The organism is Micromonospora sp. DT228 (genome assembly GCF_049841595.1).
In the GTDB taxonomy this organism is placed as follows: Bacteria; Actinomycetota; Actinomycetes; order Mycobacteriales; family Micromonosporaceae; genus Micromonospora.
In genome coordinates this window covers 88591-114895 of sequence record NZ_JBNCKO010000003.1, presented here as the reverse complement: position 1 = coordinate 114895, position 26305 = coordinate 88591, and the positions used below count along the sequence as shown (strand labels likewise).

At 72.1% G+C, this 26305-nt stretch carries 25 protein-coding genes; 14 read left to right on the top strand and 11 right to left on the bottom strand.

Annotated features, from left to right (window positions below):
• Positions 1 to 4: 4 nt before the first annotated feature.
• Positions 5 to 961: a hypothetical protein gene (locus ACLQ29_RS07205; protein WP_425770872.1), complete on the bottom strand. Its 957-nt coding sequence runs from the start codon at positions 959 to 961 to the stop codon at positions 5 to 7.
• Positions 962 to 1523: 562 nt separating this feature from the next.
• Here ACLQ29_RS07205 and pdhA point away from each other — a divergent pair.
• The 5 genes from pdhA to ACLQ29_RS07180 all read left to right on the top strand — a co-directional run bounded on the left by pdhA (position 1524) and on the right by ACLQ29_RS07180 (position 8685).
• Positions 1524 to 2699, top strand: a complete 1176-nt coding sequence (gene pdhA, locus ACLQ29_RS07200; RefSeq protein WP_425770871.1) for a pyruvate dehydrogenase (acetyl-transferring) E1 component subunit alpha — start codon at positions 1524 to 1526, stop codon at positions 2697 to 2699.
• Positions 2699 to 3688 carry an alpha-ketoacid dehydrogenase subunit beta gene (locus ACLQ29_RS07195; RefSeq protein ID WP_393365262.1) on the top strand — a complete coding sequence of 330 codons (990 nt, stop codon included), beginning with the start codon at positions 2699 to 2701 and terminating at the stop codon, positions 3686 to 3688. The genes pdhA and ACLQ29_RS07195 overlap by 1 nt, the downstream gene beginning before the upstream one ends.
• Positions 3685 to 5208, top strand: a complete 1524-nt coding sequence (locus ACLQ29_RS07190) for a dihydrolipoamide acetyltransferase family protein (RefSeq protein WP_425770870.1) — start codon at positions 3685 to 3687, stop codon at positions 5206 to 5208. The genes ACLQ29_RS07195 and ACLQ29_RS07190 overlap by 4 nt, the downstream gene beginning before the upstream one ends.
• 218 nt (positions 5209 to 5426) lie before the next feature.
• Positions 5427 to 5564, top strand: a complete 138-nt coding sequence (locus ACLQ29_RS07185; RefSeq protein WP_167454674.1) for a hypothetical protein — start codon at positions 5427 to 5429, stop codon at positions 5562 to 5564.
• A gap of 343 nt (positions 5565 to 5907) precedes the next feature.
• Complete coding sequence (locus ACLQ29_RS07180; RefSeq protein ID WP_425770869.1) at positions 5908 to 8685, top strand: LppU/SCO3897 family protein; 2778 nt, start codon at positions 5908 to 5910, stop codon at positions 8683 to 8685.
• 213 nt (positions 8686 to 8898) lie between these two features.
• On the opposite strand, the gene ACLQ29_RS07175 is transcribed toward ACLQ29_RS07180, so the two are convergent.
• Positions 8899 to 9564 carry a TetR/AcrR family transcriptional regulator C-terminal domain-containing protein gene (locus ACLQ29_RS07175; protein WP_425770868.1) on the bottom strand — a complete coding sequence of 222 codons (666 nt, stop codon included), beginning with the start codon at positions 9562 to 9564 and terminating at the stop codon, positions 8899 to 8901.
• 65 nt (positions 9565 to 9629) lie between these two features.
• Between ACLQ29_RS07175 and ACLQ29_RS07170 the strand changes: the two genes are divergently transcribed.
• Positions 9630 to 11105 (top strand): FAD-dependent monooxygenase, encoded by a 1476-nt coding sequence (locus ACLQ29_RS07170; RefSeq protein ID WP_425770867.1) that lies wholly within the window; start codon positions 9630 to 9632, stop codon positions 11103 to 11105.
• A gap of 233 nt (positions 11106 to 11338) precedes the next feature.
• Entirely contained in the window at positions 11339 to 13177 is a 1839-nt protein-coding gene (locus ACLQ29_RS07165) for an NHL domain-containing thioredoxin family protein (protein WP_425770866.1), read from the top strand.
• Between the two features lie 35 nt (positions 13178 to 13212).
• Here ACLQ29_RS07165 and ACLQ29_RS07160 read toward each other — a convergent pair whose 3' ends face one another.
• Genes ACLQ29_RS07160 through ACLQ29_RS07150 form a run of 3 tightly spaced genes read right to left on the bottom strand, consistent with a single transcriptional unit; the run spans position 13213 to position 15543 of the window.
• Positions 13213 to 13962, bottom strand: coding sequence for a LamB/YcsF family protein (locus ACLQ29_RS07160; RefSeq protein WP_425770865.1), 750 nt, complete (start codon positions 13960 to 13962; stop codon positions 13213 to 13215).
• The gene (locus tag ACLQ29_RS07155; RefSeq protein ID WP_425770864.1) at positions 13946 to 14809 is read right to left on the bottom strand and encodes a biotin-dependent carboxyltransferase family protein; all 864 of its coding nucleotides are present in this window, start codon (positions 14807 to 14809) and stop codon (positions 13946 to 13948) included. Before ACLQ29_RS07155 ends, ACLQ29_RS07160 begins: the two co-directional genes overlap by 17 nt.
• On the bottom strand, positions 14806 to 15543 hold the full coding sequence (locus tag ACLQ29_RS07150; protein WP_425770863.1) for a 5-oxoprolinase subunit B family protein: 738 nt from the start codon (positions 15541 to 15543) through the stop codon (positions 14806 to 14808). The genes ACLQ29_RS07155 and ACLQ29_RS07150 overlap by 4 nt, the downstream gene beginning before the upstream one ends.
• 107 nt (positions 15544 to 15650) lie before the next feature.
• Between ACLQ29_RS07150 and trhA the strand changes: the two genes are divergently transcribed.
• Positions 15651 to 16328, top strand: coding sequence for a PAQR family membrane homeostasis protein TrhA (gene trhA, locus ACLQ29_RS07145; protein ID WP_425770862.1), 678 nt, complete (start codon positions 15651 to 15653; stop codon positions 16326 to 16328).
• 105 nt (positions 16329 to 16433) lie between these two features.
• Here trhA and ACLQ29_RS07140 read toward each other — a convergent pair whose 3' ends face one another.
• A complete protein-coding gene (locus tag ACLQ29_RS07140) occupies positions 16434 to 16721 on the bottom strand; it encodes a DUF6458 family protein (RefSeq protein ID WP_425770861.1) in 288 nt (95 codons plus the stop codon).
• A gap of 113 nt (positions 16722 to 16834) precedes the next feature.
• Between ACLQ29_RS07140 and ACLQ29_RS07135 the strand changes: the two genes are divergently transcribed.
• Positions 16835 to 17374: a SixA phosphatase family protein gene (locus ACLQ29_RS07135; protein WP_425770860.1), complete on the top strand. Its 540-nt coding sequence runs from the start codon at positions 16835 to 16837 to the stop codon at positions 17372 to 17374.
• Between the two features lie 46 nt (positions 17375 to 17420).
• Here ACLQ29_RS07135 and ACLQ29_RS07130 read toward each other — a convergent pair whose 3' ends face one another.
• The 4 genes from ACLQ29_RS07130 to ACLQ29_RS07115 all read right to left on the bottom strand — a co-directional run bounded on the left by ACLQ29_RS07130 (position 17421) and on the right by ACLQ29_RS07115 (position 21981).
• Positions 17421 to 17690, bottom strand: coding sequence for a DUF6458 family protein (locus ACLQ29_RS07130; protein ID WP_030487564.1), 270 nt, complete (start codon positions 17688 to 17690; stop codon positions 17421 to 17423).
• 453 nt (positions 17691 to 18143) lie between these two features.
• Entirely contained in the window at positions 18144 to 20000 is a 1857-nt protein-coding gene (locus tag ACLQ29_RS07125) for an acyl-CoA dehydrogenase (protein ID WP_425771236.1), read from the bottom strand.
• A gap of 119 nt (positions 20001 to 20119) precedes the next feature.
• Positions 20120 to 21244: a PP2C family protein-serine/threonine phosphatase gene (locus ACLQ29_RS07120; RefSeq protein WP_425771235.1), complete on the bottom strand. Its 1125-nt coding sequence runs from the start codon at positions 21242 to 21244 to the stop codon at positions 20120 to 20122.
• Positions 21245 to 21348: 104 nt separating this feature from the next.
• Positions 21349 to 21981 (bottom strand): septal ring lytic transglycosylase RlpA family protein, encoded by a 633-nt coding sequence (locus ACLQ29_RS07115; protein ID WP_425770859.1) that lies wholly within the window; start codon positions 21979 to 21981, stop codon positions 21349 to 21351.
• Between the two features lie 187 nt (positions 21982 to 22168).
• On the opposite strand from ACLQ29_RS07115, the gene ACLQ29_RS07110 reads away from it, so the two are divergent.
• From ACLQ29_RS07110 to ACLQ29_RS07100, 3 genes are read left to right on the top strand one after another with little or no spacing between them, the layout of a single operon-like run.
• Complete coding sequence (locus ACLQ29_RS07110; protein WP_425770858.1) at positions 22169 to 22720, top strand: phosphoribosyltransferase family protein; 552 nt, start codon at positions 22169 to 22171, stop codon at positions 22718 to 22720.
• A 33-nt stretch (positions 22721 to 22753) separates the two neighbouring features.
• On the top strand, positions 22754 to 23794 hold the full coding sequence (locus tag ACLQ29_RS07105) for a questin oxidase family protein (RefSeq protein WP_425770857.1): 1041 nt from the start codon (positions 22754 to 22756) through the stop codon (positions 23792 to 23794).
• A 58-nt stretch (positions 23795 to 23852) separates the two neighbouring features.
• On the top strand, positions 23853 to 24284 hold the full coding sequence (locus ACLQ29_RS07100) for an ASCH domain-containing protein (protein ID WP_425770856.1): 432 nt from the start codon (positions 23853 to 23855) through the stop codon (positions 24282 to 24284).
• 10 nt (positions 24285 to 24294) lie between these two features.
• Here the strand turns inward: ACLQ29_RS07100 and ACLQ29_RS07095 are convergent, their stop codons facing one another.
• Positions 24295 to 25176 carry an LLM class flavin-dependent oxidoreductase gene (locus ACLQ29_RS07095; RefSeq protein WP_425770855.1) on the bottom strand — a complete coding sequence of 294 codons (882 nt, stop codon included), beginning with the start codon at positions 25174 to 25176 and terminating at the stop codon, positions 24295 to 24297.
• A gap of 86 nt (positions 25177 to 25262) precedes the next feature.
• Here ACLQ29_RS07095 and ACLQ29_RS07090 point away from each other — a divergent pair, with 86 nt between their 5' ends.
• Both ACLQ29_RS07090 and ACLQ29_RS07085 read left to right on the top strand, forming a co-directional pair.
• Complete coding sequence (locus ACLQ29_RS07090) at positions 25263 to 25457, top strand: hypothetical protein (protein WP_393365233.1); 195 nt, start codon at positions 25263 to 25265, stop codon at positions 25455 to 25457.
• Between the two features lie 126 nt (positions 25458 to 25583).
• Complete coding sequence (locus ACLQ29_RS07085; RefSeq protein ID WP_425770854.1) at positions 25584 to 26288, top strand: dihydrofolate reductase family protein; 705 nt, start codon at positions 25584 to 25586, stop codon at positions 26286 to 26288.
• Positions 26289 to 26305 lie beyond the last annotated feature (17 nt).

Genomic DNA, 26305 nt, shown 5'->3' with positions numbered 1-26305 from the left:
TTGGTCAGGCCACCGGGGCACGACCGCCCGGTGGCATCGACGAGACGCCGGTGGGCGCCGGGACCGCTGGGCCGGGCCGGCTGGTCGGTGTGGCCGGGGCGGCGGGTGGCCCCGGGGTGGTGACCGGCGCCGACGGCGCCCTGGTCGGCACGGCGGTCGCGGTGGGGGCGTCCGTCGGCGTCGGGCGCGAGCTTGGGGGCGGGTCCATCGTCGGGGTCGGGTCCATGGTCGGCGTCGGGTCCGACGGGTCTGGGGTCGGGGTCGGGTCCGACGGGTCCGTGGTCGGCGTCGGGTCCGTCGTCGGTGAGGGGTCCGACGTGGGTGACGGGTCCATCGTGGGTGACGGGTCCGTCGTCGGGGTCGGGTCGGGATCCGTCGGATCGGGTTCGGTGGGGTCGGTCGGCTCGGAGTCCGGGGGGTCGGTCGGCTCGGAGTCCGGGGGGTCGGTCGGCTCGGAGTCCGGGGGGTCGGTCGGCGGACCGGGTGGGGGGACGGCGGGCCAGGTGCCGCGGGTGGGCTTCGGCGCCAGCGGCGGGTAGGTCGCGGGCCGGCCGGGCCCGGGGCCGGTCACGGTCTCCGAGGCGGGCCGGTCCGAGGGACGCCGGGGAGCGGCGGGCAGCCAGCCACTTGTCGGGCCGACGCTGGGGGTGCCGGGTGGCGGAAGTGCCGGCTGGCTGGTCATCGGCATCGGGATCACCACCGGCCCAATCGACGGGGTCGGGATGAACGGGGTGCTGCTGTCGGGCAGCGCGGTGCTGCCGGGGGTGGCCGAGCCCGCGCTGATCGCGGCGAGGATGGGCATCGACGCGGTGCCGGCCAGCAGCGCGACGGTGAGCAGGTAACCACGGGTGGGGCCGCCCGCGCCGGGGGCGCGGTGGACGCCGACCACGCGGCGGTAGCCACCGGCGGACCGATGCCGGCCGAGTGCTGGTGTGCCGGGACCGTCACCTGGCTCGTGCACCGCACACCCCTTGTCGTCGGCCGTCGGAGGACACGTGTGGACGCCGCGCGAACGCCTGGCCGCCACCGCCGCGGGCTTGGCCGCCGTCAGCCACAAAGCCGGCATATAACCCGATAAACCTGATCCTGCGGGAATCAGCCTGGCCCAGTCACCCTCCGTCAGCCAACCTCCACGGCGTGTCGACACGCCGGGCTGACCGAACCGTGACGAATCATCGCCGGAACGCCTCGGAACGGCAGGCCGGTAGGAGGGCGACAAACAGCGGCAAAGGGTGGGCGGTCGGAATCCGGGGCGGGCGTACTGTGGGCGCGCTCACCTGCTCTGCGAATATGGAGCACGACGGCAACGCAGCCGTGACCTCCGCGCACCCACGCGGCAGGCGCGGCCCGGCGCCGGCGCTCCCGATCCGGGTTCGGCCAGAACCCGGCTCATGCCGTGCGGCAACCCCCACCGGGGCTAGGCGCGGCCGCCAGGAACCGGTCCGGCAAGAGCCGGGCAGGCGCACGAGTTGCGTGGCCGGGTGACCCCCCGGTGCCGACGCAGACACGACAGGGAGAGACCGATGGCAAAGGGCGACCCCGGGGGCACCACCCGCGGCAGGCGGGCGGCACCCCGCTCCAAGAAGGGCACGGCCGGCGACCCCGAGCTGGTGCAGCTGCTCACCCCCGACGGCGAGCGGATCGACAGCGTCACCGGGCCGGACGGCACCGAATACCGCGTCGACTTCACCGACGAGGAATACCGCGGGCTCTACCGCGATCTGGTGCTGGTCCGCAAGCTGGACGCCGAGGCGACCGCTCTCCAGCGTCAGGGTGAGCTGGGCCTCTGGGCCAGCCTGCTCGGCCAGGAGGCGGCGCAGGTCGGATCGGGGCGGGCGCTGCGGACGCAGGACATGGCCTTCCCGACCTACCGGGAGCACGGCGTCCTCTACTGCCGGGGCATCGACCCGATCATGCCGCTCGGTCTGTTCCGCGGTGTCGACCAGGGCGGTTGGGACCCGAACGAGTTCAAGTTCAACATGTACACGATCGTCATCGGCGCGCAGACCCTGCACGCGACCGGCTACGCCATGGGCATCACCATGGACGGCAAGACCGGCACCGACGACGGCGAGGCGGCCATCGCCTACTTCGGCGACGGGGCCACCAGCCAGGGCGACGTGAACGAGGCGTTCGTCTGGGCGAGCGTGTTCAACGCCCCGCTCGTGTTCTTCTGCCAGAACAACCAGTACGCGATCTCCGAGCCGCTCGAGCGGCAGACCCGCGTCCCGCTCTACCAGCGGGCCGCCGGCTTCGGCTTCCCCGGCGTACGGGTGGACGGCAACGACGTGCTGGCCTCGTACGCGGTCACCCGCACGGCATTGGACAACGCCCGCCACGGGCAGGGCCCGAGCCTGATCGAGGCGTACACCTACCGGATGGGTGCGCACACCACCTCCGACGACCCGACCCGCTACCGCATCGCCAGCGAGGTCGAGGCCTGGCAGGCCAAGGACCCGATCACCCGGGTCAAGGCCTTCCTGGAGAAGCAGCAGATCGCCGACGCGACCTTCTTCGCCGAGGTCGACGAGCAGGCCCGCCGCGAGTCGGTGCACCTGCGCGAGCGGGTGCTCGAGATGCCGGACCCGGAGCCGGTGACGATGTTCGACCACGTCTACCCGAACGGCTCTCCGCTGCTCGACGAGCAGCGCGCGACGTTCAGCCGCTACATGGAGTCGTTCGAGGGGAGCGCCCACTGATGGCCACGGAGACGCTCACCATCGGCAAGGCCCTCAACACCGGCCTGCGCCGCGCCCTGGAGAACGACCCCAAGGTCATCATCATGGGCGAGGACGTCGGCAAGCTCGGCGGCGTCTTCCGGATCACCGACGGGCTCCAGAAGGACTTCGGCGACCAGCGGGTGATCGACACCCCGCTGGCCGAGTCCGGCATCATCGGCACCGCTGTCGGCCTCGCCATCCGTGGCTACCGGCCGATCTGCGAGATCCAGTTCGACGGCTTCGTCTACCCCGCGTACGACCAGATCGTGTCGCAGGTGGCGAAGATGCACTACCGCTCCGGCGGCCGGCTCAGCATCCCGATGGTGATCCGAATTCCGTACGGCGGTGGCATCGGCGCGGTCGAGCACCACTCCGAGTCGCCCGAGGCGTACTTCGCGCACACGGCCGGCCTGAAGGTGGTGACCTGCGCAAACCCGCAGGACGCGTACGTGATGATCCAGCAGGCCGTCGCCTCGGACGACCCGATCGTCTTCCTGGAGCCCAAGCGGCGCTACTGGGAGAAGGGTCAGGTCGACCTGGACGCGCCGTTGTCCGAGGCGTACCCGCTGCACTCGGCCCGCGTGGTGCGGCCCGGCACGGACGTGACGGTGCTGGCCTACGGGCCGATGGTGCGGACGTGCCTGGAGGCGGCGACCGCCGCCGCCGAGGACGGCCGTGAGCTGGAGGTCATCGACCTGCGTTCGCTGTCCCCGCTGGACCTGGCGGCGGCGTACGAGTCGGTGAAGCGCACCGGCCGCGCGATCGTGGTGCACGAGGCGCCGTCGAACATCGGCCTGGGCGCCGAGTTGGCCGCCCGGATCACCGAGGAGTGCTTCTACTCGCTGGAGTCGCCCGTGCTGCGGGTGACCGGCTTCGACACCCCCTACCCGGCCGCCCGGGTGGAGGAGGAGTACCTGCCCGACCTCGACCGGGTGCTCGACGCTGTCGACCGCACCTTCGGCTGGTGAGCGACATGTCCCGGATCAAGACGTTCAACCTGCCCGACCTGGGCGAGGGGCTGACCGAGGGCGAGATCCTGGCCTGGCTGGTCAAGGTCGGCGACACGATCGAGCTGAACCAGCCGATCGTCGAGGTCGAGACGGCCAAGGCGGCGGTGGAGATCCCGGCGAAGTGGGCCGGGCAGGTGCAGGCGATCCACCACCCGGAGGGCACCACTGTCGAGGTCGGTACGCCGATCATCGCGATCGACACCGACCCGGGCGCCGGCCCGCTGGAGTCGCCGTCGACAACCGCCACGCCGAGCGCCGACCTGCCCACCCCGTCGGCGGCGTCGCTGGCGGCGGTGGAGGTGGCCCCGGCCGAGGGCATGGTCGAGCCAGGCCTGATCGGCGGCGCCGCTCCCGGTGGCCGAACGGCGGTGCTTGTCGGCTACGGCCCGCGTACGACAGCCGCGAAGCGCCGCCCCCGCAAGGGCGCCGTCCCGACGCAGGCCGAGCCGCCCGTGGTGGCCGACGAACCGGCTGCTACCCCCGCACATCCGGCACCCGAGGTCCAGGATCGACGCAATGGAGCGAGCGGCGGGGCGAGCGGCGGGGCGAGCAGCGGGGCGAGCGGCGGGGCGAGCAGCGGGGCGAGCAGCGGGTTGGTGTTGGCGAAGCCGCCGGTGCGCAAGCTTGCCAAGGATCTCGGGGTCGATCTCGGCACGGTGACCGGGTCGGGGCCGCTCGGCTCGATCACCCGGGAGGACGTGCAGCGCGCGGTGAGCGCTGCCGTCGTGGTGGCGGAGCCGATCGCGGCGACGTCGACGACTGCCCCCAGCTTCGGCGCGGACCGGGAGCAGCGCATCCCGGTCAAGGGGGTCCGCAAGCTGACCGCCGAGAACATGTCCCGCTCGGCGTTCACCGCCCCGCACGTGACGGAGTTCCTGACCGTCGACGTGACCCGGGCGATGAAGGCGCTGGACCGGCTCCGGGGTCGGCGGGAGTGGCGCGACGTGCGCGTCTCTCCGCTGCTGCTGGTGGCGAAGGCGGTGCTGCTGGCGGTGCGGCGGCACCCGATGGTCAACTCGACGTGGGCCGGCGACGAGATCGTGGTGAAGGAGTACGTCAACCTCGGCATCGCGGCGGCCACCGAGCGCGGTCTGATCGTGCCGAACGTCAAGGACGCCGGCCGACTCTCGTTGCGGGAGTTGGCGGACGCGCTGACCGACCTGGTGCAGACGGCGAAGTCCGGGCGTACCTCGCCCGCGGCCATGTCCGGCGGCACCCTGACCATCACGAACGTCGGGGTGTTCGGCGTGGACACCGGCACGCCGATCCTGCCGCCGGGTGAGTCCGCGATCCTGGCCTTCGGCGCGGTGCGGGAGATGCCCTGGGTGCACAAGGGCAAGGTCAAGGTGCGTCAGGTCACCACGCTGGGGCTGAGCTTCGACCACCGGATCATCGACGGTGAGCTGGGTTCGAAGTTCCTGCGCGACATCGGCGACTTCCTCGCGGATCCGGAGGCGGCGCTGCTCGCCTGGACCTGATCGTTGGAGACGCCAGCCACGGCCGGTGTGCCACGGGTTAACGCCCGGCACACCGGCCGTGTCGTTTAGACGACGGAAGCGTCGGCCAGACGGCCTGTTGACCTTTGATTGTTAGGCAGGTGTCCCAGCTCACCTAATAATCGATGGAAGTTGGCGGGGTTCTGCTGTTGAATAGAGGCATCAGGGGCTGACAACCGAATAGCTAGGGGGACCCACCAATGAGCATGATCGAGCGAATCCGCAACCACCGCGACGCCACCCGCCGCGCCCGTGCCATCGAGCACGCGCTGCGCTCGGCGAACTCGCCGGCAGTTCGCGAGGAACTCCTCGTCATCGCCCAGCGTCACATGAGCTGACGCTCCACAACTTTCCTCACCTCCTCCAGATCGATGGCCCACCCGGCTCACCGGGTGGGCCATCGGCGTTCCCGGCCACCCGCCACCGGGATTCCGCCCTGCCGCAACGCCCGGTACGGTGGGCTTCGGTCGCCGCCCGCCGACCCGGCAGAGGCCGAGCAAACCGAAGCTGCTCGACACCGACCGGCCACGGGGAGTGACGACCGGTGCTCCTTGGACGTGCCGTGCCACCACCCGATACCGTGCGGGGAGCCGGCACAGCGGTACGCCGGTGACGCCGGCAGCCATGCCGAGGAGACCGATCGGCACCGGCGAGCCGACATGTGATGGAGGAGGCGCACCCATGACGTCCGAGGGCCCGCACCGCACCGGCCATGAGCCGGACGAGGTGTCACCGGGTGCCGGCGGACCGGCGCCGTACGGCGACCGCCCGGCGCAGCCGGACAACGGCAACAACGCTGCCGGCCCCGACCTGGGCTGGGCACCCCCGCCACCGGCGCGGCCCGACGCGTCGACGCCGGCATGGGCGACCCAGTCCGAGCAACCACCGGCCCCCGCCTGGGGTGCCGCCCCCGCCGCGCAGCCCAACGACCCGCCGCAGCCCGCCTGGGGTGCCGCCCCCGCCGCGCAGCCCAACGACCCGCCGCAGCCCGCCTGGGCGGCCGGCGGTGGCACGAGTGAGCCGCCGCAGCAGCAGCCCGGCACCTGGCCCGGCAGTGAGGGCGCACCGGCCCCGGCGCAGCCGGCCTGGGCCACACCGCAACAGCAGGGCTGGACGCCGGCTGAGCAGAGCACTCCCGCGCCCACCTGGACCCCGAACGCCGCCGAGCAGCCCGACTGGGCGCAGGCCCAGCCGCCCGCGCGGGGCGCCGCGCAGGTGCCTCCGGCCACCACCGCCTGGCCCGCCCAGGAAGATCCGGCGAATGCCGGTGGCTGGGGTGGCCCGGCACAGACCAACCCGCCCACCGCCGAGTGGCGCGGAGCCGAGGCCCAGCAGGCCGAGCCGCAGCAGGCCGCCAACTGGTCCGGCGGCGCCCAGCAGAACGAGACGCCCGGCAACGGCGGCTGGCCCGCGACCGCGGCCGGACGCGACGACCAGCCCGTGTGGACGCCGGCGGAGCAGTCGCCGCCGACCTGGGGTCAGCCCGCCGAACCGGCCGAGCAGCCCGCCCCCGGGTGGGGTCAGGCCGCAGCGCCCAGCGCGGCCCGTGGCGCGGCCCAGGTGCCGGCACCGCCGACGAACTGGCCCGGCCCGGACGACCCGGCCCGCTCCGGTGGATGGGCCGCGCAGCAGCAGCAGGCGCAGCCCGCCGGGTGGGGTGACGGCGACGCCCGGCAGGAGCAGCCCGCTCAGCCGGCCGCCTGGGGCGATGCCGAGAGCCGTCCGCAGCAGCCCGATTGGGTGCTCTCCCCGCAGGACCAGCCCGCCGAGCGACCGGAGCCGGTCGGGTGGACGCCCGCCGAGCAGAGCGGCCTGCCCTCCCGTGCCAGCGTCGGCGTGCCCGGCAAGGATGGGCCGCCCGAGGTCGAGCCCTGGGCGCCCGGCGAGGTGTGGGGTCGCGCCGAGGCGGAAGCCGCGCAGGCCCGCGGCGGCTGGGAGGCGGACCGGGGCGACGAGGCGCCGGCCTACCAACCCGGACCCGCGCCGGGCATCTCACCGGCGAACGCGGTGCCGCTGCCTCCCCAGGAGCAGCGCGTGCCGGGCGCCAGCCTGGCGGCTGCCCCGCCCAGCGACTACGCACCCCAGGCCCAGTTCGCACCGATCCCCGAGCAGCCCGCGTACGCCGAGCGGGAGACCCCGGACGCCCCCGCGCAGTACGAGGCGGACCCGGCCGGTTGGGGCCGCGCCGAGGACGCCCCCGCGAGTGGCGCCGTGGTGCCCGCACCGCGTACCTCTCCGGAGTCCGGAGCGGGCCGCGCGGTGGTGCCGGTGTCGGACGCCGAGTCGGCGGCCGGCGCGGCGGCGGCCCGGGCAAGCGCCTCGGTGCCGCTGGCCAGCCGGGTGATGCCCCCGACCGACCAGGCCATCCGTCCGACCGGCACGGCTACCCCACAACCCCGGGTGTACGGCCGGCCAGCTCGACCCGAGCCGGAGAACGAGCCGGAGCCGGAGCCGTTCCAGGTCGACGCGGGTGCCGACCGCCAGCCTGTGCCGGAGTGGCAGGGCGACTCCCAGCGGCAGGCCGCACCGGACTGGCAGGGCGACTCCCAGCGGCAGGCCGCACCGGACTGGCAGAACGACCCGCCCCGCCAGGCCGCACCGGACTGGCAGGGCGACTCCCAGCGGCAGGCCGCACCGGACTGGCAGAACGACCCGCAGCGTCAGGTTGGCCCCGGCTGGGGCGGCGAACCTGCCGCCGAGCCGCGCTTCGACGACCGGCAGCCCGCCCCGAACGCGTTCGGTGAGGCCCCGCCACCGCCGCCCGCGTTCCCGCCCGGCGTGCCGTCCTTCGTCGATGCGCCCGGCAACAACCGGCCGGTGAACGGCACGCGACCGCACGGCGGTGCCGAGCGGCCGGCCGACCAGTTCGGCGGCCCCGGGTCACCGGCCGCCGGCACCGCCGCGGTCGGGAGCGCGTCGAGTTTCGGCGCGCCGAACTTCGGCGGACCGGGCTCCGGCGGGCCAGGCTTCGGCGGGCCCGCGATCGAGTCGGGACCGGGCGGCGGATTCCCGCCGGCCTTCCCGCCACCGCCGCAGCCCGCGCCGTCCTGGGGCCAGGAGCCCGGCCAGTCGGATCAGGGTCGATTCGACGCGTTCAAGCCGGACGCCGCCGAGAGCCCCAAGGCGGAGCTACCGACACCGAAGGTACGCAACGGTCGCGTGCTGGCCGCGGTACTGATCGCCGCGGTGCTCATCCTGGCGGTGCCGCTCGGCCTGCTGCTGCTCCTCGGGAAGGTCGACCAGAAGGAGACCCCGGCCTTCGACCCGGCCGTCGGCACCTGCGTGAAGCAGGCCGGCGAGGGTGGTGCCTCGGCCGCCAACTGCGGCGAGGCAGGCTCCTTCACCATCGTCTCCAAGGTGGACGCGAAGGAAAAGTGCACCGACACGACGCAGCCGCACGTGGTGCTGCCGGGTAGCGGCGCCAACCGGGTGCTCTGCCTCAAGCCGGCAGCCAAGTAACTCCACCGACGGCGGGGCCACGGGCAACCGTGACCCCGCCGTCGTCGTACCCGGCGCCACGGCGACTGCCGAACGCGCGGTTCCGCGCGTCGCCCACACACTCTTTCGAGGTCGGTGCGTTCGGCCGTACCAACCAGAGGCACATGCAGGTCTCGACCTTTGCGAACGTGTATTCGTCACCTCGGCTGGCACGCCCAGGCCGGAGCTCCCGCCCTATTTTCGGAGCCCGACACGTAGGCCGCCAATCAGGGCCGTGAGCCCGAAGGCGAAGTGGGTGTCGAAGCCGGGATCGGTAAGTGCCGCGCCGGCGGCCGTCAACGCGGGATAGGTCCCGGGATCCAGGGCCCTGCGCAGTTGGGCGAAGTCGGCCAGGTCGCCGGCGGCCGCTTGCTCCTCAAGTGTGTGCCCGACGGTGAAGTGCACGATCGAGAACATGGCACGTGCGGCGTCGTCGGGCGCGAAACCCGCCTTGATGAGCGCCGCGACGGCGGTCTCAGCGAACCCCAGGGTGTTCGGCCCGATCGAGCGGGTGCCGGCGTAGACGCGGGCGCCGTCGCGGTGGGCCAGCAGGGAGGCGCGCAGCCGGTGGGCGAGAGCCGCGACGGTCTGTGCCCAGTCCGGGCTGTCGGCGACGTCTCCGCATCCGGTGAGCATCCGATCGGCCATCGCGGTGAGCAGATCCTGTTTGGTGGCGAAGTACCGGTAGAGGGCCCCGGCCTGCGCGTTCAGCGCATCGGCGAGACGGCGCATGGTCAGTGCGTCCAGTCCGCCCTCGTTCAGCAGGCGCAGCGCCTCGTCGATGGTGCGATCGCGGTCGAGCCTGGGCGGCCGGCCGCGGGTCGGACCTGATTTCGGTTCGGGGGTTGCCTCGGAGCCCATAGTCAGCACTATAGTGAACGGCGTTCACGTGAACGACGTTCACTAATTTTAGGGTGGGTTGTTGGATGGATGCCGATGTGATCGTGGTGGGAGCGGGCCCGACCGGGCTGCTGCTCGCCGGGGAACTAGCGCTGGCCGGGGTCCGCGTGCGGGTCGTGGAACGGCGCGATTCCCCACAGCGCCAGTCCCGGGCGCTCACCCTGCACCCGCGTAGCGTCGAGGTGCTGGACCAGCGCGGGCTGGCCGCCACATTCCTGTCCCAAGGTAGGCCCGTGCCCGGATGGCACTTCGCGGGACTACCGACACGGCTGAACTTCGCCGCGTTGGACAGCCGGCACGGGTACACGCTGTTCCTCGCCCAGGCGCAGACCGAGCGGCTGCTGACCGACTGGGTGCTCAGCCTGGGCGTACCGATCTCGCGTGGTTCAGCGGTAACCGGGGTTTCCCAGGACACCGGCGGTGTCGCCGTCACGGTCGGCGACACCGTACTGCGGGCCAAGTACGCCGTCGGCTGCGACGGCAGCCGCAGCGTGGTCCGGGAAGCAGCCGGGATCGAGTTTCCCGGAACCGATGAAACCCTCACCGGCATGCTCGGCGACTTCGCCGTCGTCGACGCCTCCACCCTGGGCCGGGCCGAATCCGGTGGGGTGCTGGCCGTCCCACTCGGCGACGGGACGACCCGCTTCGTGGCCGTCGACCCACAACGGATGCGGGAGCCGTCGTCAACGCCGGTGACGCTCGACGAGTTCCGGGCCTCGCTGCTGCGGTCCTGCGGAACGGATTTCGGGATCGCCGAGCCCTGCTGGCTGTCCCGGTTCGGCAACGCCACCCGACTCGCCGCGCGATACCGAGCCGGCCGGATCCTGGTGGCCGGCGACGCTGCGCACATCCACTTCCCGGCGGCCGGGCAGGGTCTCAACACCGGGCTGCAGGACGCGGCGAACCTCGGCTGGAAGCTGGCCGCGGCAGTGCACGGGTGGGCGCCGGACGGACTGCTCGACACGTACCACGATGAGCGGCATCCGGTCGGTGCCGCCGTCACCGCCAACACCGAGGTGCAGACGTTGCTGCTCGAGCTGACGCTCGTCGGACAGTACAAGTCGCCAGCGACAGCCCTGCGAGCGTTGATCGACGATCTGCTCGGCATCGACGTCGTCAACCGGCGGATCGCCGGCGCGGTGTCGGCACTCGACACCCGGTACGGCACGTCCGCGGAACCACTAGTCGGCGCTCGCATGCCGGACATCGCGCTGACCTCGCACGCCAGCGTCTACGAGCTGCTGCGCGGAGGCTCGTTCGTGCTGCTCACGTTTAGCGGCGCCGGCCCGGCGACGGGTGAGGCGGTCAGGTGGGCCGACCGGGTTGTCCTCGGGGCAGCCTCGGCCGGAGCGCACCCGGCCCTGGCCGGTGTCACCGAGATCCTCGTCCGCCCGGACGGTCACGTTGCCTGGCTCAGCCGCGACGACCAGCCGGCAAGCGAACGCACCAACGCACTGACCGCCTGGGCGGGCCAGCCCGCGCCCAGTTCTTCTGCGAGCTGATCATGGCTGTTCCGCTTTAGGAGGAGGCGGCTGCCGACCTGGCCAAACTCAACCCGGGCACCGTGCTTCCCGACCTGACACCCCGCTTTGTCGGGTGGGCCGAGGCCCGTTAGCCCCGCCGACCGCCTGAGGTTCGCACCCGCCCGCTCGCCGCAACTCGTCCGGAAAGCGCTCGGCGGCCTGTCGTCCGGGTCACGGCGGCGGGGGGCGGGACGCGTGGCAGGCTGACAGGCATGGGAACGACAGCGCGTGTACGTGCGCCCGAACTGCGGGGCCGCCAGTGGCTCAACACGGGCGGACGGAACCTGACCTTGCAGGACCTTCGGGGCAAGATCACGATTGCGGACTTTTGGACTTTTTGTTGCATAAATTGCCTCCACGTGCTGGATGAGCTGCGTCCGCTGGAGGAGAAGTACGGCGACGTGCTCGTCGTGATCGGTGTGCACTCGCCGAAGTTCGAGCACGAGAAGGACGCCGACGCGCTCGTCGCGGCCGTCGAACGGTACGGGGTGCACCACCCCGTACTCGATGACCCGGATATGGACATGTGGCAGCAGTACGCGGCCCGGGCCTGGCCGACCCTCTCGGTGATCGACCCCGAGGGTTACGTGGTGGCCACCATGGCCGGCGAGGGTCATGCCGAGGGGCTGGCCCGGCTGATCGACGAGTTGATCGCCACTCACGAGGCCAAGGGCACCCTGCATCGGGGTGACGGCCCGTACGTTCCGCCGCCGGCCCCGGAGACGGCGCTGCGCTTCCCGGGTAAGGCGGCGCTGCTGCCGAACGGCAACCTGCTGGTCTCGGACTCGGCCCGGCACTCCCTGGTCGAGGTGGCCTCGGACGGCGAGACGCCGGTACGCCGGATCGGCTCGGGCGAGCGGGGCCGGGCCGACGGGCCGGGTGCCGCGGCGACGTTCTCCGAGCCGCAGGGGGTGTGCCTGCTGCCCACCCATGTCGCCGAGGTCGCCGGCTACGACCTGGTGGTGGCCGACACGGTCAACCACCTGCTGCGTGGCGTACGGCTGGAGTCCGGCGAGGTGGTCACCGTGGCCGGCAGCGGCCGGCAGTGGCGCGCCGAGGTCGACGACCACGCCCACGACGCGCTCGCGGTGGACCTCTCCTCCCCGTGGGATCTGGCCTGGTACGACGACAAGCTGATCATCGCGATGGCCGGCATCCACCAGCTCTGGTGGTTCGACCCGATCAAGCGGACCGCCGGCATGTACGCCGGCACCACAGTCGAGGCGCTGCGGGACGGCCCGTTGGCCGAGGCGTGGATGGCGCAGCCGTCGGGCCTGTCCGTCTCCACCGACGGCGCCCGGCTCTGGATCGCCGACAGCGAGACCAGCTCCCTCCGGTACGTCGAGAACGGTGTGTTGGGCACCGCCGTCGGGCAGGGCCTGTTCGACTTCGGGCACGTGGACGGTCCGGCGGAGTCGGCGCTCCTGCAACACCCGCTGGGTGTGTGCGCGCTGCCGGACGGCTCGGTGCTGATCGCGGACACGTACAACGGCGCTGTTCGTCGCTTCGACCCCGCGACCAACCAGGTCTCCACCGTCGCGGACGGGTTGGCGGAGCCGAGCGACCTGGTGCTCAGCCCGGCCGGCGAGGTGCTGGTGGTGGAGTCCGCCGCGCACCGGCTGACCCGACTCGCCCCGGGTGCCCTGTCGGCGGCGGGCGCCAGCACTGTCGACGGTCCCCGGCACCGTACCGAGCGCAAGCCGACCGACGTCGCGGCCGGTGAGGTCACCCTCGACATCGTCTTCACCCCGGCGCCGGGGCAGAAGCTGGACGAGACGTTCGGGCCGTCGACCCGGTTGGTCGTCTCCGCGTCGCCGCCGGAGCTGCTTGTCGATGGTGCCGGCACGGGCACCGAGCTGACCCGTCGGCTGGTGCTCAACGCCGAGGTCACCGCGGGGGTGCTTCAGGTGACCGCCCAGGCGGCGACCTGCGACGCGGACGTCGAACACGCGGCGTGCCACCTGACCCGGCAGGACTGGGGCGTACCGGTCCGGGTTGTCGACGGCGCCGTGACCCGCCTGCCGCTGGTGCTACGCGGCCTGGACGCCTGAGGTTTCCGGAGGGGCCCACCCGGGCCCCTCCGGCCTCACGCGAACGGGGCCAGGGTGACGTCGGCGTCGATCAGGCTGGCGCGGACCAGTTCGGCGGCGGAGACCGCCCCCGGTGTGTCGCCGTGCACGCAGATCGAGTCGACCGAGCAGGGAATGGCAGTGCCGTCGACCGCCACCACGATCCGTTCGGTGGCCATCCGCGCCGCCCGTTCGGCCACCTGCTCCGGGTCGGTGATCACCGCGCCGGGTGTGCCGCGCGGCACCAACGCCCCGTTCGGCAGGTAGGCACGGTCGGCGAAGGCCTCCGCGACGACCGGCAGGCCAGCGCCGACGGCGAGTTGGGCGAGCGTCGAGCCGGGTAGGCAGAGCACCGGCAGCTCAGGGTCGTAACCGGTGACCGCCGCGACCACCGCCGCCGCCTGGGACTCGTTGGTGCTGGCCGCGTGGTAGAGCGCGCCGTGCGGTTTGAGGTAGCGGACCCGGGTGCCGAACAGCCGGCAGAACGCGTCAAGCGCCCCCAACTGGTATGTCACCTCGTCGCGTAGCTCGGCGAAGTCGTACGCGATGTGCCGCCGGCCGAAGCCGGCCAGGTCCCGGTAGCCGACCTGCGCGCCCACCGCGACCCCGCGTCGCGCGGCGCCCTCGCAGACCCGCCGCATGGTGGACGGGTCGCCACCGTGGAAACCGCAGGCGACGTTTGCGGAGGTGACGAGGCTCAACAGCGCCTCGTCGTCGCCGAGCCGCCAGATGCCGAATCCCTCGCCGAGGTCAGCGTTGAGGTCCATGGAATCTGACGGTAGTACCTGGGCGGGCCTGCGCGAGCGCGGTCACGTCGGTGACCACTCCGATGACCGGGTATCCACCTGTGGTCGGATGGTCGGCGAGGAAGATCAGGGGCTGTCCGTTCGCCGGCACCTGCACCGCGCCGAGCACGATGCCCTCGCTGGGCAGTTCGCCGGCCACCGCGCGGGGCAGCGCCGCGCCGGCGAGCCGCGCGCCGACCCGGTTGCTCACCGGGCTGACGGTGTACGCGGTGCCGAACAGCCGGTCGAACGCGGTCGGCGTGAACCAGTCGTCCCGAGGGCCGGGATCGAGCTTCAGGTGCAACTCCGACGCCGGCGCGGAGCAGACGGTCAGGTCCACCGGCGCGGGCGGACCGTGTGGCTCGCCGAGCGGCAGCCGGTCGCCGTCACGAAGCGGAGCCGGGCCGAGCCCGGAGAGGGTGTCGGTGGCCCGACTGCCGAGCACCGGCCGCACGTCGATGCCACCCGCCACCGCCAACCAACTCCGTACGCCCCGACGGGCCGGGCCGATCCGCAGCACCGTCCCGGCCGGCACGGTGAGCGGTCGCCCGGTGTCACCGGGCCGATCGCCCGCCCGGACCGTCACCTCGGCTCCGGTGACCGCCACCGTGGTGGCCCGGGTCAGCCGCAGTGTGCAACCGGACAGGGTGGCCTCCAGGCCGGCGGCGTGCTCCGGGTTGCCGACCAGTCGGTTGGCCAGCCGCAGCGCCGCCGGGTCGAGGGCGCCGGAGCGCGGTACGCCCAGGTGCGCCCAACCGGGCCGGCCCAGATCCTGCACTGTGGTGAGCGCCCCGGCGCGGAGCACCTCGACGGCGGCCGCACGGGTCATGCCGCCACCATCCGCACCCGGGTGCCCGGTCCGAGTCGGGCCGGCGGGTCGGCGTACACGTCGAAGAGGACCAACTCGGTCCGGCCGACCAGCAGCCAACCGCCGGGCGAGGCGCTCGGGTAGATCCCGGCGTACGGGCCGGCCAGCGCTACCGACCCGGCCGGCACCCGGGGGCGAGGCGTCGCCAGCCGGGGCAACGCCAGCTCGTCGGGCAGCCCGGTCAGGTAGGGAAACCCGGGGGCGAACCCGCAGAACGCGACCCGGAACCGGGTGCCGGTCAGCCGGCGCAGCACGGCGGGCACGTCCACACCCCAGTGCTCGGCCACCACCGGCAGGTCCGGCCCGTCAAAACAGACCGGTACGACCACCTCCGCCGCACCGCCGTCGCCGCCTTTGGCTGCGGCGTCGCCTGCGGCTGGGGCTTTGGCTGCGGCTGGGGCTTTGGCGCTGCCGTTGGTGTTGGCGTCGGCTGTGCCCGCGGTGGCGGCGGGACGGGTGGCGGCGACGCCGGACGCCCATCGGGTCAACTGTTCGGCAGTGGTGGTCGGGTCGGGCAGGCCGTCGAGCAGGACGGTGCTCGCCGCCGGCACGATCTCGACGGCGATCAGGTCACCCTGCGCCCGACGCCGCCACAACTCGGCTCGCCACGCTTCCACGAGCGCGGCGTCGGGAACGCCGGCGGAGGCGGTGCAGTCGAGGAGCAGGGCGTGCGCCCCGACGGGTCGGATCCGCATCCGCTCATCCTCGCCGATGTCGCGCCGATACGGAGTTCACGATGACGGTGCCGGGTGTCACCAACGCCACTACTTCCAAGTAACCTACGGTGCCGTAACCTGATCACGTGAGTACCTCCGCCCCGCTTCGCCTGAAGCCGGTCGACATCGGTAAGCCCCGGATGCGCGGCTGGCTGCACACGTACGCCTTCTTTGTGGCCCTGGTCTGCGGCGTCGTGCTCTGCTCGATCGCCGCCACCCGGCCGGGGTGGGCGCCCCTGGTCAGTTGCCTGATCTACAGCGTCACGGTGTGCGGGCTCTTCGGCACCAGCGCGCTCTACCACCGTCGAGTGTGGTCGGAGCGCGGCTACCAGGTGATGCGCCGGATGGACCACTCGATGATCTTCGTGTTCATCGCCGGCACGTACACACCGCTCTGCACGATGCTGCTCGCGCCCCGGCCGGCCACCGTGATGCTGGCCCTGGTCTGGGGTGGCGCGCTGGCCGGAGTGGCAGTCAAGGTGATCTGGCCGCACGCGCCGCGCTGGGTGTCCGCGCCGCTCTATCTGGCGCTGGGCTGGGTGGCGGTGGCCATGCTGCCGGAAATCCTGCACGGCGGCGGCGTCGCGGCACTGGCGCTGCTGATCGCCGGTGGCCTGATCTACAGCGTCGGCGCGGTCTTCTACGCGTTACGCCGGCCCAACCCGTGGCCGACCGTCTTCGGTCACCACGAGTTCTTCCACGCCTGCACCCTGCTGGCGGCGCTCTGCCACCACATCGCGATCTACTTCGCGCTGTTCGCCTGAGCCAACGAACCCAACCGCGAGCAGAGTTCCAACTCCGCGACGCGGGGCCTGAACGCGAGCCAGGGCCCCGCGACGCTGCGGGACCCCGGAGTTCGCGGGCGAGGATCAGACCGGCCGGCCCGGCCGACGCACCTCGCGGTACTCCTGCACGACCTGGTTGTCCTGGACCGGCACGACCCGGTCAGCCACCAGGCGCTCCTCGCGGACCGGCGCGGCGACCACCGTGCGGCGGCGGCTGCTCCAGAAGTAGAGGGTGGTGATCAGGCCAGCTACACCGGCCAACATCAGCACCCAGCCGACCACGGAAAGGTCCAGCCAGCCCAGATCGGCCTCTACGGCGAATGCGAGGATCGCGCCAAGCGCGATCAGGAAGATGCTGCCACCAATGCCCATGTCTCGCTCCTCGGCTCTCACCTGGCGTAAGGACGCGCCGCGGCCGTCGGTAGGGGTGCGGCATCCATCGACTTACCCAGGCACGGAGATCGCCAATCGGGCAAGCTGGGGTCATGACGGACGCCGACCCCGAGACGCGGACACTCGTGTTGCTGCGGCACGCGAAGGCCGAGCAGGGCAGTGACGCGGCAGATGACGCCCAGCGCCCGCTCAGTGCTCGCGGGGATGCGGACGCGGCAGCGGCGGGCGCCTGGCTGGCGCACCACGGGTTGCTGCCCGACGTGGTGATCTGCTCGACTGCGCGACGTACCCGGCAGACCTGGCACGGGGTGGCGATGGGGATGACGGGCACACCACCGGAGGGCGGCCCGGCCGGTGCCCGGCCGACGGTTCGTTACGAGCCTGGCGCGTACGACGCCCACCCGGAGGAGTTGTTGGCGCTGGTCCGTACGGTCGACGCGGCGGCCCGGACGGCACTACTGATTGCCCACAATCCAGGCATCTCGCTACTCTCGGCCCTTCTCGACCCGGAGGGTGCGCCCGATGAGGGATTGCGGACCGCCGAGTTGGCGGTGCACCGTGGCCTGTTCGCCTGGGCGGAGTTGAGTCGGGCGGGAGCGCCGGTCACGGCACGGCACATCGCACGCGGCTGAGCCGCCCGTCGATGATCGACGGGCGGCTCAGGGGTACGTGCCGGCTTCAGGACGGCGGCGCGGTCGGTGGTGGTGGGTCTGGCGGTGGCGGCATCATCGCCGTCGGATGGGAGAGCCTGTTCTCCTCCACGATGAGGGTCCGGGCCCGCTTGCGTCGGTCCTGCCAGAACCAGACAGTGGTCAGTAGTACGGCCAGCCCGGCCAGGATGAACACCCAGCCGACCGCCCGTACGTCGATCCACCAGACGTTGGCCCTCAGTGCGAAGGTCAGGATCGCGCCGATCGCGATGAGAAAAATGCCGCTTCCTACACCCATGTGCGCTGCACTCCCCCGTGCGGTGGCTCTGGGCGTTCCCTTTCGAGGTCACGCGACGGTTACCCGCCACGCCACCGGCATACCCGAGCAGCCTTGCCGAATACCTGCCCGCCCTCGCCGCGCCGGGGCTGACCCATCTCTCCACCATCCTTTGCTCTGCACCCGCGGAGGCGACGCTCACGGTCCGTAGCTGGCGCCTCCGCGGGTGCAGAGCAAAGGAGCCGCAAGGGGGTCTGGACGGGAACCGGCGGCCCGCGGAGGGGAAGCGTGGCCGGCGTGGCCGGCGTGGCCAGCACCACCTGCGGGTGGTGTGGTGGGTCGGGGCCGGCGGCCCGGGGAAGGGCCACCCACCCAGTCACGGACGCGGCGACGGCCGGCGGGGCAGATGCCCCACCGGCCGTCGATGTCGGTGCCGCGTGCTGCGACGCAACCCGGGATCGTCAGGCGTGCCGGTTAGAAGGCCTCCTCCGGGAGGTCCATGATGTCGAGGTCGGTGCTCTCGATGATCCGCCGGTCGGCGCCGATGCGGGGCAGCACCTCGCGGGCGAAGAAACGGGCGGCAGCCACCTTGCCGGTGTAGAACGCCTTGTCGCTTGCGGTGACCTCGCCGGCCAGCGCCTTCAGCGCCACGTCGGCCTGCCGCTGGAGCAGCCAGCCGACCACCAGGTCGCCGAGCGCCAGCAGGAACCGCCGGCTGCTCAGCCCGACCCTGTAGAGCGCGCGGGTGTCGCCACCCTGCGCCTCACCCAGCCAGCCGGTCAGCACACCGAGGATGGTCTGCACCTCGGCGAGCGCCTTGCCGAGCGCCTGCCGCTCCTCCTTGAGCTGGCCGTTGCCCGCCTCGGAGGAGATGAACTCCTGGATCTCGCCGGCGACCGCCAGCAGCGCCTTGCCGTTGTCCCGGACGATCTTGCGGAAGATCAGGTCCAGGCTCTGGATGGCGGTGGTGCCCTCGTACAGGGTGTCGATCTTGGCGTCGCGGACGTACTGCTCCAGCGGGTAGTCCTGGAGGAACCCGGAGCCGCCGAAGGTCTGTAGGGCCTCGTGCCCGAGCATCTCGTACGCCCGCTCCGAACCGACGCCCTTGACCAGCGGCAACAGCAGGTCGTTGACGCGCTTGGCCAGCTTGGTGGCCGACTCGTCACCGGCGGCCTCGGCGATCGCGACCTTGTCCTGCCAGGTGGCGGTGTAGAGGACCAGGGCACGAAGACCCTCGGCGTACGACTTCTGCAGCAGCAGCGAGCGGCGGACGTCCGGGTGGTGGGTGATGGTGACCCGCGGGGCGGTCTTGTCCGCCTGCTGGATCAGGTCGGCGCCCTGCACCCGGCTCTTCGCGTACTCAAGGGCGTTGAGGTAGCCGGTGGAGAGGGTGGCGATGGCCTTGGTGCCGACGAGCATCCGGGCGTACTCAATGATCATGAACATCTGCCGGATGCCGTCGTGCTTGTCGCCGAGCAGCCAGCCCTTGGCCGGTACGCCGTGCTCGCCGAAGGTCAGCTCACAGGTGTTGGAGACCTTCAGGCCCATCTTGTGCTCGACGTTCGTGGTGTAGACGCCGTTGCGCTCACCCAGCTCGCCGGTGGTCTCGTCGAAGTGGAACTTCGGCACCACGAAGAGCGAGAGACCCTTGGTGCCGGGGCCGCCGACGCCCTCCACGCCAACCGGGCGGGCCAGCACGTAGTGCACGATGTTGTCGCTCAGGTCGTGCTCACCGGAGGTGATGAAGCGCTTCACGCCCTCGATGTGCCAGGAGCCGTCGGGCTGCTGGGTCGCGCGGGCACGGCCGGCACCCACGTCCGAGCCGGCGTCCGGCTCGGTGAGGACCATCGTCGAGCCCCACTGCCTGTCGATGAAGAGCTTGGCCCACTTCTTCTGCCGCTCGGTGCCCTCGACGTGCAGCACGTGCGCGAAGGACGGGCCGGAGGCGTACATCCAGATCGGGGCGTTCGAGCCGAGCACCAGCTCGGCGAGGGCCCACCAGAGGGCGCGCGGCGCGTTCGTGCCGCCCAGCGCCGGCGGAAGGTCGAGCCGCCAGAACTCGGAGTCCATGAATGCCTGGTAGGACTTCTTGAACGACGCCGGCAGCGGCGCGGTGTGCGTGGCCGGGTCGAACACCGGCGGGTTGCGGTCACTGTCGGTGTAGCTGGCGGCCAGGTCCTCGCGGGCGAGGCGGTCAAGCTCGGCGAGGAAGCTGCGGGCGGTGTCGGCATCGAGATCCGAGTACGGCTCCTGGCCGAACGACCGGTCGGCACCGAAGACCTCGAACAGGTTGAACTCAAGGTCCCGCAGGTTGCTCTTGTAGTGGGTCATGCTCACTGGCCCCGCTTCCGGACAGGTGTTACCGATCAGTAACCCCGACTGTATTACTCGCGGGTAGGCAGCGACAAGCGGATCACCCAAGTGACGGCGATTACACACCTGCGGGCCGGTCAGCTTTCGGCGGCACCGACCTCCCAACTCGGGACGGCCACCGCCGCGCCGGTACGGGCACCGACGTACTCCATCAGGACCAGGGCGATGTCGTCGTCGAGCCGGCCGTGCACCCACTCGATCAGGGCGGTCTCCAGCGAGGCCAGCCCGTCGGCGACCGTGCCGTGACCGAGCAGCCGCCAGGCGCGGTCGGCGGTGGGAAAGAACTCGCCGTCGCGTCGCGCCTCGCCGAGGCCGTCGGTGAACAGCAGTAGCCGGTCTCCCGGCTCCAGGCGCTCGACCCGAGGGCGGACCACGGGCATGAACCCGAGCGGGGGTGCCGGCGCCGGCGGTTCCAGCGAGATCACCGCGCCCCGGCGCAGCAGCAGCGGCGCCGGATGCCCGCAGTTGACGATGGTGAGCGTGCCGCCGCGCTCCTCGACAAGTGCCGCGGTCACGAAGTCCTCGTCGCCGACGTTACGGGCCACCGCGCGGTCCAGGTCGGTGACGACGGCGCGCAGGTCGGCCCGCTCGTACGCCACGTGCCGGTAGGAGCCCAGAACGATGCTCGCCAGCCGAACCGCGTCCAGACCCTTGCCGCGCACGTCACCGATGATCATGCGGACGCCGTAGGGCGTGTCGATCGCCTCGTACAGGTCACCGCCGATCTCGGCCGTCGCGGTGGAGGAGATGTAGCGTCCCGCGACCGACAGCGTCCCGACCTGCGGCCCGAGCGGACGCAGCACCGCCTGCTGTGCCACCGACGCGAGCTTGGTCAGCTCGACGATCTGCTCCGCCTGCCGCTGCCGGACCGACGCCACCGCCACCGCCAGTCCGGTGCAGACCGCGACCGCCACCACGCTGACCGAGGTGATCATTGACATCCTCGGCTCGATCAGGGCGAAGCCGGCCCCGGTCAGCGTCGCCACGACGCCCACCCCCAGCACCACCGGCCAGGACGCCACGGCGGCGGCAAGCAACGGTACGGCCGACAAGAGCGCGACGTAGTGCACGTCACGGCCGTCCGCCGCCTCCACTGCCGACACGATCGCGAGCAGGACAAGGGCCGCGCCGAGGCCGGCGCGGGATCCGGGGCTCAGCGGGCGACGGCCCGACTGGAGGAGTCGCGTGGGTACGCCTGACAGTTTGCCTGATCCAGGTGAACCGGTGAATGAATCTGACCCGTCGTCCAAGAATGTTCTGTCCGGCCGGCCCGGTCGACCGGCCGAATCGGCGCGACCCGACCCGGTCAGCCGAGGACCTCGTAGCGGACGGTGAGCGCGCCCACGTCGACCGAGGCGATGGTGGCGAACGCGGCCCGGGAGAGATCCAGGCAGCGGCCGTCGATGAACGGGCCACGGTCGTTGATCCGCACGACGACCGACTTGCCGTTGGCCGGGTTGGTCACCCGGACCTTCGTGTTGAACGGCAGCGTCTTGTGGGCGGCGGTAAGCGCGCTCGGGTTGAACGACTCACCGTTGGCGGTCAGTTGCCCGTCGGAGTAGAACGACGCGCCACACGAACCGCTCTCCAGCACCTTCGGCGCCGGAGTGGTCTTCTTCGCGGTCGGCTTGGGCTTCGGCGGCGCGGTCCGGGTCTTGCCCCGGGAGGCGGCCTGCTGCGACCGGATGGCCGACGGGCTGGCGGACACGCTCGGCGAGGGGCTGGCGGTCGGGGAGACGGCCGGGGGGCTGGGGGTGAGGCTGCTGGCGGCGGTGGTCGGGGTGAGGTCGAGGGTCGCCTGACCCGACTGCGCGGAGCCGGAGGTGAGCTGCACGGCACCGAACGTGCCCCCGACCGCGAGGGCGACGCCGACCGCCGCGGTGGCCACGATGCCCGCCGGAGAGGAGAAGATGCGGGTACGGGAGTGCTTGGCTGCCACCGGCCCGGTCCTTTCGTCGTCTGAACAAACCGGGTCGGACCGTAACGAGAGAAGCACTTCCGACGTCAACGTGATCATTGTGGTATGCCCGCATTTGCACTGGTACGTGTAGCCGATCATCCGACCCGGGGTGGGCCGGCCGGCCCGGGTGCCGACACGCCTGCCACCGGTGCCGCAGGATGAGCGGATGCCCGCCGATCTGACCGCACGCCTGGCCGCCCTGTTCCACTGGATCGACCCCGGCCCGGACGCCAGTCACCTGGTCAGCGACATCTCCGGTTGGTGGCGGGACCCGGCGGTGCTGGCCGAGCTGGGACCGGCCCTGGTGGCGCCGTACCGCGCCGCTGGGCCGACGGTGGTGCTCGCCCCGGCGGTCACCGGGCTGCTGCTCGGGCCGTTGGCCGCCACCGCCCTCGGGGTCGGCTTCGTGGCCGCCCACAAGTCCGGCGACGGGCGGTTGCCGGCCGGGCCGCTCACCTGGGCGCAGAGTCCACCGGACTACCGGGGCCGGCGGGTCGACCTGGCCGTCCGGGACCGGCACCTCGGCCCCGGCGACCGGGTCCTGGTGGTAGACGACTGGGTGCGTACCGGCGCTCAACTCCACGCTCTCTACGACATCTGCTCCGCACGCGGCGCCCACGTGCTGGGCGCCGCCGTGGTGGCCGTCGACTGCCCGCCGGAGGTCGCGGCCGAGCTACGCGTCACCGGCCTGGTCGACGCCGCCGAGTTGCACGCTTGACCTGAACCTCGGTTCATGTTCGACGATCGATTGATGAGTGACGGCGTTCTTGACGAGGCGTACGAGCGGCTGCATCGCACCGGCCCCGAATACCAGGGCTGGCTCTCCAACCACGGGCCGATGGCCGTCGAGGCGCTGGCCCGGCACGGGCACCAGCGACAGGTGCACCGTTGGCTCGACGACTACCTTGGCCGACTCGACGACCTGCCCCGGGGGCTGCGCCCGATCGACGACTGGCGAGCGGCGTTGGGCGATCCGAAGCGGGCCGGTGACTGGCTGGCGTACTTTGACAGGCAACTGCGCGAACACCCGTGGCGCGACGTGCTCGGCACCTGGTGGCCCCGCCTGCTGCCGGGCATCGCCGCCGGCGCCACCCACGGGGTGATCCGGGTCGGGCACGCCGTACGTGCGCTCGAACCCGACGACACGAACCCCCATCGGCTCACCGAACTGGCCCAGGCCCTCGGCTACTGGGCGGCCCGCTGGCAGCCGATCCCCGGCGCCGACCGTGCTCTCGACGGCCCTCCGGCCGGCCGGGAGCAGACGGACGTGGACGCCGCGCTGCCCGGGCTGCCCCGGATCGACGACCAGACCGGCGGCGTCCGGGATCGGCTCGGCCAACTGCCGGGCGTACCCCGGTGGGAGCCGGCGCTCGCGGCGCTACGCCCCGCGCGGAGCCCGGAGGAGGCGAAGCGCGTGCTCACCACGCTGGTGCACCGCGCCGGCCTGGACTACCTGCGCTTCGGGCACGCCGAGCCGGTCATGCTGGTGCACGCGGTCACCGCGCCGACCGCGGTGCTGCGTACCCTGCCGGCCCTGGACCGGGCGCTGTGGGCGCCGAGCCTCGCCGCGGCCTGGGCCGCGACGGCGGCCATGACCTCGGTGTACGCCCCCGCCGACGGCATCGCGCCACCGACCGTGACCGCACTGACCCCGGCGGAGGTGTTCGCCCGAGCGGCTCGGCACGGCGACGCGCACGTGGTGAAGCTGGCCGACGCGCTGCTCGACGCGCACGCGGCCAGTGGCGACGAACTGCTCCTCACCGCCGCCGGCTACGCCGGTCAACTGATCTGAGCAGGAGCCCGGAGCAATGCGGAGGCGGTATGGGTCAAGCTGGCCTAGCCTCGGCAGGATGTGGCCTCGGATCGGTGAACTGCGCACCCTCGCCCTCGGCACCCCGGGCGAGCTACGGGCAACCCTCAACACCCTCGTGCTGGCGGGCGTGAAGACCGCGACGGCCGGGCGGCTCGCCTACTACGCCGAAGAGGGCGAGGAGTTGGAGCACGTCGGCGAACGACTGGCGCTTGTCGACGACGACGACGCGCTGGTCGGCATGGTGGAGATCACCGAGATCGAGGTGGTCCGCTTCGCGGACGTGTCCTGGGACTTCGCCCACGCCGAGGGCGAGGGTGACCGCTCGATCGAGGAGTGGCGGGCGGGGCACTCGGCCTACTGGGCGCGGCTCGGCACCCCGGTCGACGGCGACACCCCGATCGTCTGCCTCCGCCTACGGCTGGTCTCCGGCGGCGAGGGCGGCGTGGCCAGCGGCGACCTCGGCACCTGACCCAACCACCTCAGCCGCGCAGCTCCGGGAGCAGTCGGGTCGCCACGTCCACCAGGACGGCCTCGTCGCCCGCGTACCAACTGCTGGCACGCGGCCAGTGCGTCACCACGTCGGTGAAGCCGAGGTCGGCGGCCCGGCCGACCTGATCGGCGAAGAACTGCGCGCTGCTGAGCGAGAAGACGGGTGCGGCGTCCAGCGAGAGATAACGGTCCAGGGTGGCCGGGTCACGGTCGGCCTCGTCCAACGTCCGGTCCATCCGCGCGGACAGTGCCGCCACGCTGTCCCACCAGCCGGCCAGGTCGTTGTCGTCACCGGTGCCGGTGGTCACCCAACCCTGACCGAAGCGGGCCACCAGCCGCATCGACCGGGGCCCGTTGGCGGCCATCACGAACGGCACCCGGGGCTGCTGCACGCAGCCGGGGTTGTTGCGGGCGTCCACGGCGGCGAACCAGTCACCACGCCAGGTGGTGCCGTCCTCGCGGAGGATCAGATCCAGCAACTCGGCGAACTCGGCGAACCGTTCGACCCGCTGGCGCGGCGGCAGCGTCTCGCCGCCCAGCACCGCCGAGTCGAAACCGATGCCGCCCGCGCCGAGGCCGAGCAGCAGCCGACCGGCGGAGACGTCATCCACAGTGGTGATCTGGCGGGCGAACGCGGCGGGGTGCCGAAAGTTCGGCGACGCGACGAGGGTGCCCAACCGGATGCGGGAGGTCACCGAGGCAGCGGCGGTCAGCGTGGCCATCGAGTCGAACCACGGGCCGTCGACGAGGTCCCGCCAGCCCAGGTGGTCGTACGTCCAGGCGTGGTCGAAGCCCCACTCGTCGACCTGCCGCCACCGACGCTGTGCCTCCGCCCACCGCTGGTCCGGCAGGATCACGATGCCAATCCGCATGATCGCCAGCCTAGTCCTGCCCGACGGAGGTGCCTTGGCATCGCGGTGATGCGGCGCTCGGCCGCGGCTCCCGCTACCGTTCCGCTGTGGACCTACAGGCGCAGCGGGTAGACACCGTACGAGCTTTCGGCACGGTGTCGCTGGTGGCCGGCTTCATGACCTCGCTGATCACGATGGCGTCCGACTACAGCGGGCTTGAGCCGCACATCTTCGCCACCTTTCTCATCCTGACCGGCCTCGGCCTGCGGATCGAGGCGGCGATTCTCAACCGGAGGGCGTAGCCTCCCCTCCGGAAAGACAGGTGACGCGCGTCACACTCCGGCCCGGTAGGGGGCTGCCGTTCGGCTCCGACCTCTTGGGGAGCGACACCCGTGGTGAGGTGTCGGCCGAGGAGAGGACCAGACGCGATGACGAAGGTGACCGCACAGCTGTCGGTGTCGATGGACGGCTTCTACGCCGGGCCACAGTTCGACGGGAACGGCAACTGGATGGACTCGGCGGAGAGCGCCGGGTTCTTCCGGGTGACCCGCTGGGCGACCGAGGTGGCGGCGTGGCGGGAACGGCAGGGTTTCGCCGGCGGGGAGCAGGACGCCAATTCCGACGTCGTCGCCGAGTCGTTCGGGGCCGCCGGCGCGTACGTGATGGGGCGCCGCATGGCCGACGGCGGTGAGGTGCCCTGGGGTGAGGAGCCACCGTTTCGCGCGCCGGTCTTCGTCGTCACGCACCGCCCCCGTCCGACTCTCCTGCGCGGCGGAGGCACCAGCTTCACCTACGTCACCGACGGCGTGGCCAGCGCCGTCGAGCAGGCGCGCGCCGCGGCCGGCGGAAAGAACGTGGCCGTGGCCGGAGGCGGCGGCCTGGTGCGGCAGGTACTCGGGGCCGGCCTGCTCGACGAGTTGGAGTTGCACGTCGTACCCGTCGTGCTCGGCACCGGTCTCCGGCTGTTCGACGCGGACCTCGACCTCGGCGAGAAGGAGGCGATCGAGCTGACGCCGATCCGGGTCATCCACACTCCACAGGTCACCCACATCCGGTACGAGGTGAATGGTCGGGCGCCGCTCGTGCTCGACGATCGGGGCCGCGGTGGTGGCCCGACGGCCACCACCAACTGAATCCGACAGGTCGATCC

Bases quoted from the DNA above. Each gene is read 5' to 3' on its own strand.
- ACLQ29_RS07085 (WP_425770854.1), top strand. From the start codon at position 25,584: ATGACGAAGGTGACCGCACAGCTGTCGGTGTCGATGGACGGCTTCTAC.
- ACLQ29_RS07110 (WP_425770858.1), top strand. From the start codon at position 22,169: ATGCCCGCCGATCTGACCGCACGCCTGGCCGCCCTGTTCCACTGGATC.
- ACLQ29_RS07165 (WP_425770866.1), top strand. From the start codon at position 11,339: ATGGGAACGACAGCGCGTGTACGTGCGCCCGAACTGCGGGGCCGCCAG.
- ACLQ29_RS07195 (WP_393365262.1), top strand. From the start codon at position 2,699: ATGGCCACGGAGACGCTCACCATCGGCAAGGCCCTCAACACCGGCCTG.
- ACLQ29_RS07180 (WP_425770869.1), top strand. From the start codon at position 5,908: ATGACGTCCGAGGGCCCGCACCGCACCGGCCATGAGCCGGACGAGGTG.
- ACLQ29_RS07130 (WP_030487564.1), bottom strand. From the start codon at position 17,690: ATGGGTGTAGGAAGCGGCATTTTTCTCATCGCGATCGGCGCGATCCTG.
- ACLQ29_RS07170 (WP_425770867.1), top strand. From the start codon at position 9,630: ATGGATGCCGATGTGATCGTGGTGGGAGCGGGCCCGACCGGGCTGCTG.
- ACLQ29_RS07100 (WP_425770856.1), top strand. From the start codon at position 23,853: ATGTGGCCTCGGATCGGTGAACTGCGCACCCTCGCCCTCGGCACCCCG.
- ACLQ29_RS07125 (WP_425771236.1), bottom strand. From the start codon at position 20,000: ATGACCCACTACAAGAGCAACCTGCGGGACCTTGAGTTCAACCTGTTC.
- pdhA (WP_425770871.1), top strand. From the start codon at position 1,524: ATGGCAAAGGGCGACCCCGGGGGCACCACCCGCGGCAGGCGGGCGGCA.
- ACLQ29_RS07105 (WP_425770857.1), top strand. From the start codon at position 22,754: ATGAGTGACGGCGTTCTTGACGAGGCGTACGAGCGGCTGCATCGCACC.
- ACLQ29_RS07155 (WP_425770864.1), bottom strand. From the start codon at position 14,809: ATGACCCGTGCGGCCGCCGTCGAGGTGCTCCGCGCCGGGGCGCTCACC.
- ACLQ29_RS07185 (WP_167454674.1), top strand. From the start codon at position 5,427: ATGAGCATGATCGAGCGAATCCGCAACCACCGCGACGCCACCCGCCGC.
- ACLQ29_RS07135 (WP_425770860.1), top strand. From the start codon at position 16,835: ATGACGGACGCCGACCCCGAGACGCGGACACTCGTGTTGCTGCGGCAC.
- ACLQ29_RS07160 (WP_425770865.1), bottom strand. From the start codon at position 13,962: ATGGACCTCAACGCTGACCTCGGCGAGGGATTCGGCATCTGGCGGCTC.
- ACLQ29_RS07175 (WP_425770868.1), bottom strand. From the start codon at position 9,564: ATGGGCTCCGAGGCAACCCCCGAACCGAAATCAGGTCCGACCCGCGGC.
- ACLQ29_RS07150 (WP_425770863.1), bottom strand. From the start codon at position 15,543: ATGCGGATCCGACCCGTCGGGGCGCACGCCCTGCTCCTCGACTGCACC.
- ACLQ29_RS07095 (WP_425770855.1), bottom strand. From the start codon at position 25,176: ATGCGGATTGGCATCGTGATCCTGCCGGACCAGCGGTGGGCGGAGGCA.
- ACLQ29_RS07140 (WP_425770861.1), bottom strand. From the start codon at position 16,721: ATGGGCATTGGTGGCAGCATCTTCCTGATCGCGCTTGGCGCGATCCTC.